The organism is Klebsiella sp. JN_Kp126 (assembly GCF_033843325.1).
Taxonomy (GTDB): Bacteria; Pseudomonadota; Gammaproteobacteria; order Enterobacterales; family Enterobacteriaceae; genus Klebsiella; species Klebsiella michiganensis.
The window spans coordinates 101,887-115,914 of record NZ_JAWXQV010000087.1; the positions used below are offsets into that span (position 1 = coordinate 101,887).

Consider the following 14,028-nt stretch of genomic DNA (forward strand, 5'->3'; position numbering starts at 1 on the left):
ATGTCTTATCAATATGTTAATGTCGAAATTATCCGCAAGGTTGCGGTGATTGAGTTCAACTATAGCCGCAAGCTCAACGCCTTAAGCAAGGTGTTTATCGACGATCTGATGCAGGCGCTGAGCGACCTCAACCGGCCGGAAATTCGCTGCGTCATTTTACGCGCGCCCGGGGGAGCAAAGGTTTTCTCCGCCGGCCATGACATCCACGAATTGCCCGGCGGGCGCCGCGATCCGCTCTCGTATGACGATCCGCTGCGTCAGATCACCCGTATGATCCAAAAGTATCCGAAACCGGTGATCTCCATGGTCGAAGGCAGCGTCTGGGGCGGCGCGTTTGAGATGATCATGAGCTCCGATCTGATCATCGCCGCCAGCACGTCAACGTTCTCTATGACGCCGGTGAATCTCGGCGTGCCCTACAACCTGGTCGGCATTCACAATCTGACCCGCGACGCCGGCTTTCATATCGTGAAAGAGCTGATTTTCACCGCCCTGCCGATTACCGCCCAGCGCGCGCTGGCGGTCGGTATTCTCAATCACGTGGTGGACGCCGACGAACTGGAAGATTTTACCTTGCAGATGGCGCACCACATCTCCGAGAAAGCGCCGCTGGCGATCGCGGTCATTAAGGAAGAGCTGCGCGTGCTTGGCGAAGCCCACACCATGAATTCCGATGAGTTCGAACGTATTCAGGGAATGCGTCGCGCCGTCTACGACAGCGTGGATTATCAGGAAGGCATGAGCGCGTTTATGGAAAAGCGTAAACCTGAGTTCGTCGGCCATTAATCACGCCGGATTAAGGAGTATAAAATGAAACGGATGAGCGCCGATGAAGCGGCGGAGATTATCCAGCACGACCAGATGGTGGCGTTCAGCGGATTCACGCCCGCCGGTTCGCCTAAAGCGCTGCCCGCGGCCATCGCTCGCCGCGCTGATGAATTACATCGGGCGCAGAAGCCTTTTCAGATCCGCTTGCTGACCGGCGCCTCCATCAGCGCCGCCGCCGATGATGCGCTATCGGCAGCCGATGCCGTCTCGTGGCGCGCGCCGTATCAGACCGCCTCCGGACTGCGGCAAAAAATCAACCAGGGGCAGGTGAAGTTTGTCGATCTGCACCTGAGCGAAGTGGCGCAAATGGTCAACTATGGGTTCTTTGGCGAGATTGATGTCGCGGTGATCGAAGCTTCGGCTATCGCGCCGGACGGACGGGTCTGGCTCACCAGCGGTATCGGCAACGCGCCAACCTGGCTGCTGCGGGCGAAGAAAGTGATCATTGAGCTGAATCACTACCACAGCCCGCGGGTTGCCGAGCTGGCCGATATCGTGATCCCCGGCGCCCCGCCGCGGCGCAACAGCATCGCCATCTTTCATGCGATGGATCGCGTGGGCAGCCGGTACGTGCAAATCGATCCGAAAAAGATTGTCGCTGTGGTGGAGACCGAGCTGCCCGACGCCGGAAACGTTCTGGATAACAATAATCCGGTTTGTCAGAAAATTGCCGATAACGTGGTCACCTTTCTGCTGGAAGAGATGGCTCGCGGACGCATCCCGCCTGAATTTCTGCCGCTGCAAAGCGGCGTGGGCAATATCAACAACGCGGTCATGGCGCGGCTGGGCGAAAATCCGGATATCCCGGCTTTTATGATGTACTCGGAAGTTTTACAGGAGTCGGTGGTTCATCTGCTGGAAACGGGGAAAATCACCGGCGTTAGCGCCTCCAGCCTGACGATATCCGCCGGTTCGTTGCGCAAGATTTACGACAATATGGATTTCTTCGCCAGCCGCATTGTCCTGCGCCCGCAGGAGATCTCCAATCATCCGGAAATTATCCGCCGTCTGGGGGTTATCGCCCTCAACGTGGGGCTGGAGTTTGATATCTACGGTCACGCCAACTCGACGCACGTAGCCGGGGTGAATCTGATGAACGGCATCGGCGGCAGCGGCGATTTTGAACGCAACGCCTGGCTCTCTATCTTTATGGCGCCGTCCATCGCCAAGGACGGGAAGATCTCCACCATCGTGCCGATGTGCAGCCATGTCGATCACAGCGAGCACAGCGTGAAGGCGATCGTTACCGAGCAGGGTATCGCCGATCTGCGCGGGCTATCGCCGCTGCAGCGCGCCCGCGCCATCATTGATAACTGCGCGCATCCGCTCTACCGGGACTATTTACATCGCTATCTGGAGAGCGCTCCCGGCGGACATATTCACCACGACCTCGCCCACGCCTTCGACCTGCATCGTAATCTGCTTGAGCACGGTTCAATGCTCGGCTAGCCCTCCGCACCGTCGCGATCTTCAGTAATATGCTGAAGCATCGTGGCGGTATAGCGATGATTTTTCAGCGAATAGAGATACTCCTGCATATACATCGCGCTGCCGGGCGCGTCGAAGTACTTCAGCTTCGCCGGATTCACCAGACGCCAGGCGAAGTAAGGAATAACCGTCAAAAACTGCCCGCGCTCTACGGCGCTAATTTTGGCCATAAAGCTGTAGGGGCGATAGATAATCGTCGGGTTGATCCCGCTGGGGCGCATATACGCGTCCAGCATCGCCTCAAAATTGGCCCGGTTCTGGAAACGCATCTGCAGCCAGGGCAGCTCACGTAACAGATCCTGCGGCGGCTTATCTTCATAACGGCGGGAAACAAGAAACCCCAGACGCAGCGGCGCCAGTTCGCTAATGGTCAAATTTTCCAGCTCCTGCACGCGGGGCGAAACATGCTGCGGCGAGATAATAAAATCCAGCTGGCGATCGAACAGGTTATCAATCACGCCATTCTCGCTGAACTCCACGGCCTGGGTGGTTACGCCATCGTATTTATCGCCCAGGCTGATGAGCTGATCGAAAATAATCGTTGGATAGGTATTGTCGATGCCGATAACGATGTTGCGCGAGCGGTGCGCGGAATAGTGAATTTCGTTATCGATGGCCGATAAGCGCTGATAAATGGGAAACAGTTTCTGATAGAGCTCCTGCCCCGCTTTATTGAGGCTGATGCTGTTATCTTTACGGGTAAATAGCGTATAGCCGATCTGATCCTCCAGCGCAGCGATGCTTTTGCCGAAGGGAGACGCGGTCATATGAATTTTTTCCGCCGCTCTGGCAATATTATTGGTCTGCGCCAACAGAATGAAATTGCGCATCTTTTTCGAAATAAAGATATCCATGCTCACCTCATCGTAGAACAGGGATATATCCTTACCTTATTCAGGGAAAAGACTTTTGTCGCGCTCTCAATTTTACAGATAGTCACAGAAAAAGCCCGGCGCGAAGGCCGGGCGACAGGATTACTGCGCGGCTTTGGGTTCTTCAGCGGGTTTCGCCGGTTCCGCAGGTGCTGGCGCAGGCTGGGTCGGCTGCAGCTCAAACACCACGTCCACCTGGTCATCGAACTGAATGGTCGCCTGCTCGTAGGTTTCCTGAGCAGAAACCGGCGCCGCATCGGCTTTCATCATCCGCACCATCGGGCTCGGCTGGTAGTTAGAGACATGATAGCGAACGCTGTAGACGGGCCCCAGTTTGCCGTGGAACCCGGTAGCCAGCTCCTGAGCCTGGTGAATGGCATCATCAATCGCCGCTTTACGCGCTTTATCTTTATAAGCGTCCGGCTGCGCCACGCCCAGTGAAACCGAACGGATCTCATTCAGACCGGCTTTAAGCGCCCCATCTAACAGACCGTTGAGCTTATCCAGCTGGCGCAGCGTCACTTCAACGCTACGCACCGCGCGGTAGCCCTTAAGAATGCTTTTACCGTTCTGATAGTCGTAATCAGGCTGGGTACGCAGGTTAGCTGAGTTAATGTCTTTCTTCGCAATGCCGCTCTTCTCCAGGAAGGAGAGATACTGGGCCACGCGCTCATCGGCCTGTTTTTTAGCGGATGCCGCGTCTTTCGCGGAGACGTTTACTTCAATCGCCAGCGTAGCGATATCAGGAACCGCTGCGACGCTGGCGGTACCTGAAGTGACGATATGTGGGCCGTTTGGCAACTCGTTTGCCTGAACTGCCATTGCGCTAAATCCGAGTGCCGCCGCCAGGGCCATGACTTTTAACTTCACTGTCGTTTCTCCATCTTACATTGGTCGTCTATACGCAGACGCATGCCTGCAAGCTTAGCGCGTACGCGGAGAAAGTCCATCGGACAAGGCTTAGTTAAGCAGCGCCTGCACATGAGCGAAGCCGTCCTTCGCCAGCTGGAAGGCAATGACCCACATCACCAGACCGACCAGCACGTTGATAACGCGCTGAGCCTTCGCCGTGCTCAGGCGCGGGGCGAGCCAGGCGGCCAGCAGGGCCAGCCCAAAGAACCATAAGAATGAGGCGCTGATGGTACCTAAGGCAAACCAGCGCTTCGGCTCCATCGCCAACTGCCCGCCAAGGCTGCCGAGAACCACAAACGTATCCAGATACACGTGCGGATTCAGCCAGGTGACCGCCAGCATAGTGACGATAATTTTCCAGCGCCCCTGCTTCATCACTTCCGCGCTTGCCAGTTCGAGGTTGCTGCTCATCGCCGTTTTCAGCGCGCCAAAGCCGTACCACAATAAAAAAGCGACGCCGCCCCAGGTCACCAGCGCCAGCAGCCACGGTGACTGCATCAGCAGCGCGCTGCCGCCAAAAATCCCGGCGCAGATCAGCAGCAGATCGCTGATGGCGCACAGCAGAGCAATCATCAGGTGGTACTGACGACGAATGCCCTGATTCATCACAAAGGCGTTTTGCGGACCGAGCGGCAAAATCATGGCCGCTCCCAGGGCAAGGCCCTGAAAGTAATACGATAACATCGCAAGTGATTTCCACTGAAAGAGTCAATGCCGGGGAATATAGCGCGCGGAAATCATTAGAGGAAATTGAAAATTTTAATCGTTAATAAGAACTACTAATAGGGCGCAGAAAAAAGGCCGGACAAACCGGCCTGTATAAAAGAGGAGAATTACTCTGCTTTTTCCTGCGGACGAATGACGTGAACGTCCATCTGCGGATACGGGAAGCCGATGCCATTGGCGTCAAAGTCGCGCTTAATACGCTCCAGAACGTCCCAGTATACGCTTTGCAGATCGCTGCTCTTACTCCATACGCGCACCACGTAGTTCACCGAAGAAGCGCCCAGTTCATTGAGACGCACGGTCATTTCACGATCTTTGAGGATACGTTCATCCGATTCGATGATATTGGTGAGCAGCTGCTTCACTTTATCGATATCAGCGTCGTAGGCCACGCCGATGATAAACTCGTTGCGGCGCACCGGCTCGCGGGAGAAGTTGATGATATTCCCGGCAATGATTTTACCGTTCGGCACCACCACGATTTTGCCATCTGCGCTGCGCAGGGTCGTGGAGAAAATCTGCACGTTCAGCACGGTTCCCGCGATACCGCCAAGGTCAACGTATTCACCGGCGCGGAACGGGCGGAAGACCACCAGCAGGACGCCAGCGGCAAGGTTAGACAGCGAGCCCTGCAGCGCCAGACCGACGGCTAAGCCCGCGGCGCCGAGCACCGCGATCACCGAGGCGGTTTGCACGCCCACGCGGCCGAGGGCGGCGATCAGGGTAAAAGCAATAACGGCGTAGCGTACCAGCGCAGAGAGAAAATCGGCAACGGTGGCATCAATATGCCGCGCCCGCATCAGGCGATTGACGGTGTTGGAAACAATCCGCGCCACGATCAAACCGACAATAATAATCGCGATAGCCGCGACAATGTTGACGGCATAGCTCAGCAGTAACGCCTGATTGCGCACCAGCCATGAACCGGCGTTATTTATGCTATCGACAACGTTCAAATCTTCCATTCAACTTTCCTTATGGATACCCGGACGGGGAAAAAATAACCAAACCTGATAATTACAAACAGGTTAAGGGTAAACAATAAGAGTGCGTTTTGCCAAATTGATCACATTTATTTAGCAACATTTCATGTTGTTCAGATAATAAAAAAGCCCGCATTTCTGCGGGCTTCCGGGTAAGCAACAAACCTTTCTTACAGAACGTCGATCGCGTTCAGCTCTTTAAATGCCTGCTCCAGACGGGTCACCATGGACGTCTGTGCAGCGCGCAGCCATACGCGCGGATCGTAGTATTTCTTGTTCGGCTGGTCTTCGCCTTTCGGGTTGCCCAGCTGGCCCTGCAGGTAAGCTTCGTTAGTTTTGTAGTACTGCAGGATACCGTCCCAGGTTGCCCATTGGGTATCGGTATCGATGTTCATTTTGATCACGCCGTAGCTTACGGAGTCTTTGATTTCCTGAGCAGAAGAACCGGAACCACCGTGGAATACGAAGTTCAGGCTGTTGTGCGGCAGGTTGTGTTTCTTAGAAACGTATTCCTGAGAGTCGCGCAGGATAGTCGGGGTCAGTACCACGTTGCCCGGCTTGTAAACGCCGTGTACGTTACCGAAGGAAGCGGCGATGGTGAAACGCGGGCTGATTTTGCTCAGCTCGGTGTACGCGTAATCAACGTCTTCCGGCTGGGTGTACAGAGCAGAAGCGTCCATGTGGCTGTTGTCCACGCCGTCTTCTTCGCCGCCGGTGCAGCCCAGTTCGATTTCCAGAGTCATGTCCATTTTGGCCATACGCGCCAGGTACTTAGAACAGATCTCGATGTTTTCGTGCAGGGACTCTTCAGACAGGTCGATCATGTGAGAAGAGAACAGCGGTTTGCCGGTTGCGGCGAAGTGTTTTTCACCCGCGTCGAGCAGACCGTCGATCCACGGCAGCAGTTTCTTAGCGCAGTGGTCAGTGTGCAGGATAACCGGAACACCGTAGTGCTCAGCCATCTGATGCACGTGATGCGCGCCAGAGATAGCGCCCAGGATGGCTGCGCCCTGAGGAACGTCAGTTTTCACGCCTTTGCCCGCGATGAACGCAGCGCCGCCGTTAGAGAACTGAACGATAACCGGAGAACGAACTTTTGCAGCTGCTTCCAGAACGGCGTTGATGGAATCAGTACCCACGCAGTTTACCGCTGGCAGAGCAAAGTTGTTTTCTTTAGCTACCTGGAACACTTTCTGAACGTCGTCGCCAGTGATGACGCCCGGTTTTACGAAATCAAAAATTTTAGACATGTTACGTAGTCCTGTATCTGTATCTTCGACCGTTGAAGAAGGTTCGCGAGCTTTTACGCGCGCTGAAAAACAGGCGGGTCTCCCCGCCTGAACTGAATTACTGCTTAGCGCGCTCTTCGAGCATGGCTACTGCCGGCAGAACTTTACCTTCCACGAATTCGAGGAATGCGCCGCCGCCGGTGGAGATGTAGGAGATTTTGTCAGCAATACCGAACAGGTCGATTGCTGCCAGGGTGTCGCCGCCGCCTGCGATGGAGAACGCCTCGCTGTCTGCGATGGCGTTAGCCACGATTTCAGTACCTTTGCGGAAGTTCGGGAATTCGAACACGCCGACCGGGCCGTTCCACAGGATGGTTTTCGCGTTTTTCAGGATTTCAGCCAGTTTCTCTGCGGAAGCATCGCCCAGGTCCAGAATCTGCTCTTCATCTTTGATGTCGTTAACAGATTTCAGGGTAGCGGTTGCGGTTTCAGAGAACTCGGTTGCCACGCGAACGTCAGTCGGAACCGGGATATCGCAGGTAGTCAGCAGGCGTTTCGCTTCGTCAACCAGATCGGCTTCGTACAGGGACTTACCGACGTTGTGGCCCTGAGCGGCAACGAAGGTGTTGGCGATGCCGCCGCCGACGATCAGCTGGTCAGCGATTTTAGACAGGGAGTCCAGAACGGTCAGTTTGGTAGAAACTTTAGAACCACCCACGATAGCGACCATCGGACGAGCCGGTTCTTTCAGCGCTTTACCCAGGGCGTCCAGCTCAGCGGCCAGCAGCGGGCCTGCGCAAGCGACGTCAGCGAATTTGCCGATACCGTGAGTAGAAGCCTGCGCGCGGTGAGCGGTACCGAACGCGTCCATGACGAATACATCGCACAGCGCAGCGTATTTTTTCGACAGCGCTTCGTCGTCTTTCTTCTCGCCTTTGTTAAAGCGAACGTTTTCCAGAACCACCAGCTCACCGGCAGCGACTTCAACGCCGTCCAGGTAATCTTTAACCAGACGTACCGGGTTAGACAGTTTGTCTTTCAGATAGTTAACAACCGGCAGCAGAGAGAATTCTTCGTTGTACTCGCCTTCGGTAGGACGACCCAGGTGGGAAGTGACCATCACTTTCGCACCCTGTTTCAGGGCCAGTTCGATGGTCGGCAGAGAAGCACGGATACGCGCGTCGCTGGTTACTTTCCCTTCTTTAACCGGTACGTTCAGATCCGCACGGATAAAAACGCGTTTACCAGCCAGATCCAGATCGGTCATCTTAATTACAGACATGGTGAATCCTCTCGTTGATTCTTGATAAAGTTTTGCAGGCGCCTGAGCGCCTTACCTGAAACCTTGTGCGGCCATCGCTAACGTGGTGTCGAGCATCCGGTTAGCAAAGCCCCATTCGTTATCGCACCAGACCAGCGTTTTGATCAAATGCGCGCCACTTACCCGCGTTTGTGTGCCATCGACAATGGCGCTATGGGGATCGTGGTTGAAATCTATCGAGACTAACGGCAATTCCGTATAGTCAACTATACCATGAAATGCACCCAGTGCTGCTTTTTGCAGCAACTGGTTGACTTCACTTGCTTTTACCGGTTTTTTCACCGTTACGCTAAGGTCTATCGCCGTCACATTAATCGTCGGTACACGAACCGCGATCGCTTCAAAGCGATCGTTAAACTGAGGGAAAAAACGCGTGATCCCCGCAGCAAGCTTAGTATCAACCGGGATGATTGATTGGCTGGCCGCTCGCGTCCTGCGTAAATCCGGATGCCAGGAATCAATGACCTGCTGATCGTTCATTGATGAGTGGATCGTGGTTACCGTTCCTGACTCTATGCCGTAGGCATCATCTAACAGCTTAATGACCGGAATAATGCAGTTGGTGGTGCAGGAGGCGTTGGAGACGATACGGTGCTCGGTTCTGAGCTCAGCATGGTTTACGCCAAAAACGATCGTCGCGTCGAGGTCGTTGCCGCCAGGGTGTGAAAAAAGCACTTTTCTGGCGCCGGCCTGAAGATGGGCTTCGCCATGCTCGCGGCTGCCGTAAACGCCGGTACAGTCAAGCACCACATCAACCGCCAGTTCCCGCCAGGGCAACGCCTCAAGGGAAGATTCATGCAGAAGACGAATGGCATCGTCGCCAACAAACAGCTGCTCTCTCTCCTGACGTACATCCCAGGCAAAGCGCCCATGGCTGGTGTCATATTTCAATAAATGCGCGATGCCGGCAGCATCCGCCAGTTCATTGATTGCCACCACGGTAATTTCCGCACGACGCCCGGATTCATACAAAGCACGAACCACGTTACGCCCGATGCGACCGAAGCCATTAATCGCAATGCGTATGGTCATAGGTCTCCTGCAAGGCTATCCATGATATGAGGTGGCTGACAGAGTAATGCAGCAACGCTCTAAGGGAAACCTTACCTGTCGCAAACTGCGACTGATTGATTAATTGTCGAACATTTAGACGACTGAAACGCTTCAGCTAGAATAAGCCAAACAAGGAATAAAAGGAATGATTGTCCAGCCGGAGAAACCATTTATCTGACTTACATCACACTTTTACCCTCTCTGCCGCGGAATTTATTCCCTATTCCACAATGACGAATAAGCGTAGCAAAATCTTTTCGTTGCCGGGCGGCAAACACTGATTTATATCAGAAACTATACCGTACAGCGGCGATATGATGCCCGTTACGTCCGAGTCTCGGAGTCCCTCGAAAAAATGACAATCCCCCACTTGCAGCCCTCTGCGGCTCGTTACTATGCGCTTCGCTTACTTCCGGGCGATGAGGTTTTTTCACGCCTGCGCGCCTTCATACAAGAGCAACAGATTCAGGCCGCCTGGATAGCCGGCTGTACCGGCAGCTTAAGCGATGCGGCATTACGTTTTGCCGGCCAGGATGAGACAACTTTATTGACCGGAACCTATGAGGTTATCTCCCTGAACGGCACGCTGGAATGGCAAGGTGAACATCTCCATTTAGCGATATCCGATCCGCAAGGCGCGATGCTCGGCGGCCATATGATGCCCGGCTGTACCGTCCGCACCACCCTTGAGCTGGTGATAGGCGAACTGACCTCCCTGGCGTTTAGCCGTCAGCCGTGCGCGGTTTCCGGCTATGACGAACTGGTCATTTCATCCCGATAACTTTTCCCCTTAAAGAGGTTTCTATGGCTCGTCGCCAATTTACCAGCCAGTCCCTGGTGCTGATTGCGATCGCCGTCGCCATCAATATGATCGGCGGACAGCTCATCAGTCTGTTAAAGCTTCCCATCTTTCTCGATTCGATCGGCACCTTAATCAGCGCGGTTTTACTCGGCCCGGTCATTGGCATGTTGACCGGGTTACTGACCAACCTCCTGTGGGGGCTGCTGACCGATCCGATTGCCGCCGCCTTTGCGCCGGTGGCGATGGTGATTGGTCTGGTCGCCGGATGGCTGGCGCGCGCGGGATGGTTCCGCACCTTACCGAAGGTGGTCATTAGCGGCGTTGTCATTACCCTCGCCGTGACCGCGGTCGCCGTACCGCTGCGTACGGCGCTGTTCGGCGGCGTGACGGGCAGCGGCGCGGATCTGTTTGTCGCCTGGATCCATTCGGCAGGTCAGAATCTGCTGGAATCGGTGGCGATTACCGTCTTAGGCGCTAATCTGGTGGATAAAATCCTTACCGCGATTATCGTCTGGATCCTGCTGCGCCAGCTGCCGCTGCGCACGCTGCGTCAGTTTCCTGCGATGTCTGCCGTACGCTAATGCACCCTTTTACGTCATTAACTCTCTGGGCGCTGGCGGCGGCGACTACGCTGCTGCTGCCCGCAGAGACGGCGCTGCCGATTTATAGCGCAGCGGCGTTTCTCAGCTTGCTGCTGTTCAGGGCGACGCGGCGACGGGCAAAATACGTCGCCTGGCTCCTCTTCTCGCTGGGCATTGGCCTGTGGCTGGTCCACGGCGGCTGGTTTACCCAGTGGCTGAGCGGCCACCCTCGCGACCCGCAGCGCTGGGCCAGCGCCATCACGCTGTGGCTGAGAATTCTGGCGATTGTTTCAACGTCACAGCTGTGGATGGAGTACGTACCGGTACAGCGCTTTATTCGCGCCCTGTTTGCTTCACGCCTGCCGCCGGGCGTCGCTTATCTGTTCGCTGGCCCGCTGCTGGTTGTCGAACAGCTAAAGCGCCAGCTGACGATTATCCACGAGGCCCAACGCGCCCGCGGCGTACCGCTGGACGAGAACGGCTATCAGCGGCTGCGCGCTATGCCTGCGCTCATTATCCCTCTGACCCACAACGCGCTTAACGATCTGGCGATACGCGGAGCGGCGCTGGATATGCGGGCATTTCGTTTACATCGTCGGCGCACCACGCTTTGGGCGCCGAAAGACAGCGCCTTACAACGTCTGGCGCGTTACGGCATGCTGCTGGCGATGGTCGCTGAAGCTGGAGCCTGGCTATGGTTACGTTAGAACAATTCCGCTATCACCCGACCCAGGCGGCGCGATCTGCGGCATGCTTTGATTTTCATTATTCGCAGCCCGGCATTGTGGCGATTTTTGGCGATAGCGGCAGCGGGAAAAGCACTCTGGCGCAGATTATGGCGGGCTGGTATCCGGATTTTCTGCCCGGCGATATCGAAGGTAAAGGCACCCTGCTTGGTATCCCCATCGGGCAGCAATCGCTGGTCGAACGGGCGCAGACCATCCAGCTGGTCCAGCAATCACCCTATCTCCAGCTTTCCGGCTGTACCTTCAGCGTCGAAGAAGAGGTCGCTTTTGGCCCTGAAAATCTCTGCCTCAGCGAAGAGGAGATTATGCGCCGTATTGACGAAGCGCTGACGCTGACGGCGTGCCAGGCGTTACGACATCGCCACCCCTCCACCCTATCCGGGGGAGAAACCCAGCGCGTGGCGATCGCCTGCGCGCTGGCTATGCGGCCAACGCTACTGATCCTTGACGAAGCCTTTAGCCGCCTGACGGCGCAGGCAAGCGCTATGCTTCTGGAGCGCCTGGGGCACTGGGCGCTGGCGCAGCGTTCGTTGATTATCCTTTTTGAACGCCCCCCTTCGCCTTTTCTTGCCTGGTGTCAGCAGGGATGGCGACTGCACGATGGAGCGCTTTCCCCGCTATGCTAACGTTGAATCAGGTGACCTGGCGCTGGCCCGGCGCGACGGCTGACTGTTTGCAAAATATCTCGCTGGCGCTCGGCCAGGGGGAATGGCTGGCGCTCACCGGCGATAACGGCGCGGGAAAATCCACCCTGCTGCGGGTGATGGCCGGACTGCTACCCGCCACGTCCGGTACCGTCAATTTGCTGGATAAGCCGATTGCGCAATACAAAAACCGTCAACGCGCCAATATCATCGGCGTGCTGTTTCAGGAGGCCGAAAACCAGCTCTTCCACAGCAAAGTCGCGGAAGAGGTCGCCTTTGGGCTACGGCTACAGAAATTGCCTCCTGCGGAGGTTGCGCAACGCACCGCGGCGGCGCTGAAATTATGCCGGCTGGAGAGCGTAGCCGACGCGCATCCGCTGGATTTACATACCGCCCAACGCAGGATGGTCGCCGTCGCCTCTCTGGAAGCCATGGCGCCAGAAATACTGCTGCTTGACGAACCCAGCCGCGATTTTGACCAGCACTGGCTGGCAATATTTGAAGCGTGGCTGGCGGTTTGCCGCAAAAGAGGGACCAGCGTAGTGGCCATCAGCCACGATGAGGCGTTTACACGGCGGCACTTTTCCCGCCGGGTGCTTCTGGAAAAAGGCAGGGTGCTGAGGATGGTCTGAAAAAGAAACGGGCCGCCAGAGCGACCCGTTTTTTACGGCGGCAGCCAGAGTTTTTACCCGGAGGCGGTGCTGCGCACCTGTCCGGGCTACCCGACCGCGCTGGCCCGTAACCCGGAGGCGGTAAAAGAACTACAGCAGCGCTTTCGCTTTCGCGACCACGTTATCCACGGTGAAGCCAAACTCTTCAAACAGCTGCTCCGCCGGCGCAGACTCACCGAAGGTGGTCATGCCAACGATCGCGCCGTTCAGGCCCACGTATTTGAACCAGTAGTCGGCGATACCCGCTTCGATGGCCACGCGCGCAGAGACGGCTTTCGGCAGCACGGCTTCACGGTAAGCGGCATCCTGCTTGTCGAACGCGTCGGTGGACGGCATGGAAACCACGCGCGCCTTCACGCCTTCGGCAGTCAGTTTTTCGTAAGCGCCAACCGCCAGCTCCACTTCAGAACCGGTGGCGATGAAGATCAGCTCCGGCTGTCCCGCGCAGTCTTTCAGCACGTAGCCGCCGCGGGCGACGTTCGCCAGCTGCTCTTCGGTACGCTCCTGCTGCGCCAGGTTCTGACGGGAGAGGATCAGCGCGGTCGGGCCGTCCTGACGCTCTACGCCGTATTTCCACGCGATGGCGGATTCCACCTGGTCGCACGGACGCCATGTGGACATGTTCGGCGTGACGCGCAGGGAAGCCACCTGCTCAACCGGCTGGTGCGTCGGGCCGTCTTCGCCCAGACCGATGGAGTCGTGGGTGTAGACCATCACCTGACGCTGCTTCATCAGCGCCGCCATACGTACCGCGTTACGCGCGTACTCGACGAACATCAGGAAGGTGGAGGTGTACGGCAGGAAACCACCGTGCAGGGCGATGCCGTTGGCAATCGCGGTCATACCGAATTCACGTACGCCGTAGTGGATATAGTTACCGGCAGTGTCTTCGTTGATGGCCTTAGAGCCGGACCACAGGGTCAGGTTACTTGGCGCCAGGTCAGCGGAGCCGCCGAGGAACTCAGGCAGCAGCGGGCCGAAGGCTTCAATGGCGTTCTGGGACGCTTTACGGCTGGCGATTTTCGCCGGGTTAGCCTGCAGCTTCGCGATGAATTCGTTCGCTTTCGCGTCGAAATCAGCCGGCATGTCGCCTTTCATACGGCGGGTAAACTCGGCGGCTTCCTGCGGGAAGGCTTTGGCGTAGGCGGCGAATTTCTCATTCCACGCGGACT

15 protein-coding genes are annotated in these 14,028 nt (G+C 56.4%); 7 read left to right on the forward strand and 8 right to left on the reverse strand.

The features are described 5' to 3' along the window. Nucleotides 1-786: a methylmalonyl-CoA decarboxylase gene (gene scpB / locus SIK97_RS22835; RefSeq protein ID WP_014226812.1), complete on the forward strand. Its 786-nt coding sequence runs from the start codon at nucleotides 1-3 to the stop codon at nucleotides 784-786. A gap of 24 nt (nucleotides 787-810) precedes the next feature. Continuing rightward, nucleotides 811-2,277 (forward strand): acetyl-CoA hydrolase/transferase family protein, encoded by a 1,467-nt coding sequence (locus SIK97_RS22840; protein ID WP_014226813.1) that lies wholly within the window; start codon nucleotides 811-813, stop codon nucleotides 2,275-2,277. Here SIK97_RS22840 and srsR read toward each other — a convergent pair. The 7 genes from srsR to epd form a co-directional block, all read right to left on the reverse strand. Further along, nucleotides 2,274-3,170: a LysR family transcriptional regulator SrsR gene (srsR, locus tag SIK97_RS22845; RefSeq protein ID WP_014226814.1), complete on the reverse strand. Its 897-nt coding sequence runs from the start codon at nucleotides 3,168-3,170 to the stop codon at nucleotides 2,274-2,276. The two genes, SIK97_RS22840 and srsR, sit on opposite strands and share 4 nt — an antisense overlap. A 120-nt stretch (nucleotides 3,171-3,290) precedes the next feature. Then, entirely contained in the window at nucleotides 3,291-4,058 is a 768-nt protein-coding gene (locus SIK97_RS22850) for an oxidative stress defense protein (protein WP_025105958.1), read from the reverse strand. Between the two features lie 90 nt (nucleotides 4,059-4,148). Further along, nucleotides 4,149-4,784 carry an arginine exporter ArgO gene (argO, locus tag SIK97_RS22855; protein ID WP_048260409.1) on the reverse strand — a complete coding sequence of 212 codons (636 nt, stop codon included), beginning with the start codon at nucleotides 4,782-4,784 and terminating at the stop codon, nucleotides 4,149-4,151. 149 nt (nucleotides 4,785-4,933) lie between these two features. Next, complete coding sequence (locus SIK97_RS22860; RefSeq protein ID WP_014839522.1) at nucleotides 4,934-5,791, reverse strand: small-conductance mechanosensitive channel MscS; 858 nt, start codon at nucleotides 5,789-5,791, stop codon at nucleotides 4,934-4,936. A 188-nt stretch (nucleotides 5,792-5,979) separates the two neighbouring features. After that, nucleotides 5,980-7,059, reverse strand: coding sequence for a class II fructose-bisphosphate aldolase (gene fbaA / locus SIK97_RS22865; RefSeq protein WP_009654956.1), 1,080 nt, complete (start codon nucleotides 7,057-7,059; stop codon nucleotides 5,980-5,982). A 97-nt stretch (nucleotides 7,060-7,156) separates the two neighbouring features. Next, complete coding sequence (gene pgk / locus SIK97_RS22870) at nucleotides 7,157-8,320, reverse strand: phosphoglycerate kinase (RefSeq protein WP_004125049.1); 1,164 nt, start codon at nucleotides 8,318-8,320, stop codon at nucleotides 7,157-7,159. Between the two features lie 51 nt (nucleotides 8,321-8,371). Then, nucleotides 8,372-9,391: an erythrose-4-phosphate dehydrogenase gene (gene epd / locus SIK97_RS22875; RefSeq protein ID WP_014226819.1), complete on the reverse strand. Its 1,020-nt coding sequence runs from the start codon at nucleotides 9,389-9,391 to the stop codon at nucleotides 8,372-8,374. A 376-nt stretch (nucleotides 9,392-9,767) separates the two neighbouring features. Here epd and SIK97_RS22880 point away from each other — a divergent pair, with 376 nt between their 5' ends. From SIK97_RS22880 to SIK97_RS22900, 5 genes are read left to right on the forward strand one after another with little or no spacing between them, the layout of a single operon-like run. Then, entirely contained in the window at nucleotides 9,768-10,193 is a 426-nt protein-coding gene (locus SIK97_RS22880; RefSeq protein ID WP_048260411.1) for a PPC domain-containing DNA-binding protein, read from the forward strand. 23 nt (nucleotides 10,194-10,216) lie between these two features. Beyond that, complete coding sequence (locus SIK97_RS22885) at nucleotides 10,217-10,795, forward strand: ECF transporter S component (RefSeq protein ID WP_014226821.1); 579 nt, start codon at nucleotides 10,217-10,219, stop codon at nucleotides 10,793-10,795. Further along, nucleotides 10,795-11,502, forward strand: coding sequence for an energy-coupling factor transporter transmembrane component T (locus tag SIK97_RS22890; RefSeq protein ID WP_038423621.1), 708 nt, complete (start codon nucleotides 10,795-10,797; stop codon nucleotides 11,500-11,502). Before SIK97_RS22885 ends, SIK97_RS22890 begins: the two co-directional genes overlap by 1 nt. Continuing rightward, nucleotides 11,490-12,167: an ABC transporter ATP-binding protein gene (locus SIK97_RS22895; protein ID WP_025105947.1), complete on the forward strand. Its 678-nt coding sequence runs from the start codon at nucleotides 11,490-11,492 to the stop codon at nucleotides 12,165-12,167. The genes SIK97_RS22890 and SIK97_RS22895 overlap by 13 nt, the downstream gene beginning before the upstream one ends. After that, nucleotides 12,161-12,817 carry an ABC transporter ATP-binding protein gene (locus SIK97_RS22900; RefSeq protein ID WP_049078801.1) on the forward strand — a complete coding sequence of 219 codons (657 nt, stop codon included), beginning with the start codon at nucleotides 12,161-12,163 and terminating at the stop codon, nucleotides 12,815-12,817. The genes SIK97_RS22895 and SIK97_RS22900 overlap by 7 nt, the downstream gene beginning before the upstream one ends. Before the next feature lie 129 nt (nucleotides 12,818-12,946). On the opposite strand, the gene SIK97_RS22905 is transcribed toward SIK97_RS22900, so the two are convergent. Beyond that, nucleotides 12,947-14,028 (reverse strand): transketolase-like TK C-terminal-containing protein (locus tag SIK97_RS22905; RefSeq protein ID WP_319610973.1); only part of this gene is annotated, 1,082 nt, incomplete at its 5' end.

Coding starts and splice junctions, on each gene's coding strand:
- scpB (WP_014226812.1), top strand. CDS start 1: ATGTCTTATCAATATGTTAATGTCGAAATTATCCGCAAGGTTGCGGTG.
- SIK97_RS22885 (WP_014226821.1), top strand. CDS start 10,217: ATGGCTCGTCGCCAATTTACCAGCCAGTCCCTGGTGCTGATTGCGATC.
- SIK97_RS22895 (WP_025105947.1), top strand. CDS start 11,490: ATGGTTACGTTAGAACAATTCCGCTATCACCCGACCCAGGCGGCGCGA.
- SIK97_RS22890 (WP_038423621.1), top strand. CDS start 10,795: ATGCACCCTTTTACGTCATTAACTCTCTGGGCGCTGGCGGCGGCGACT.
- fbaA (WP_009654956.1), bottom strand. CDS start 7,059: ATGTCTAAAATTTTTGATTTCGTAAAACCGGGCGTCATCACTGGCGAC.
- argO (WP_048260409.1), bottom strand. CDS start 4,784: ATGTTATCGTATTACTTTCAGGGCCTTGCCCTGGGAGCGGCCATGATT.
- SIK97_RS22860 (WP_014839522.1), bottom strand. CDS start 5,791: ATGGAAGATTTGAACGTTGTCGATAGCATAAATAACGCCGGTTCATGG.
- SIK97_RS22900 (WP_049078801.1), top strand. CDS start 12,161: ATGCTAACGTTGAATCAGGTGACCTGGCGCTGGCCCGGCGCGACGGCT.
- SIK97_RS22840 (WP_014226813.1), top strand. CDS start 811: ATGAAACGGATGAGCGCCGATGAAGCGGCGGAGATTATCCAGCACGAC.
- pgk (WP_004125049.1), bottom strand. CDS start 8,320: ATGTCTGTAATTAAGATGACCGATCTGGATCTGGCTGGTAAACGCGTT.
- srsR (WP_014226814.1), bottom strand. CDS start 3,170: ATGGATATCTTTATTTCGAAAAAGATGCGCAATTTCATTCTGTTGGCG.
- epd (WP_014226819.1), bottom strand. CDS start 9,391: ATGACCATACGCATTGCGATTAATGGCTTCGGTCGCATCGGGCGTAAC.
- SIK97_RS22880 (WP_048260411.1), top strand. CDS start 9,768: ATGACAATCCCCCACTTGCAGCCCTCTGCGGCTCGTTACTATGCGCTT.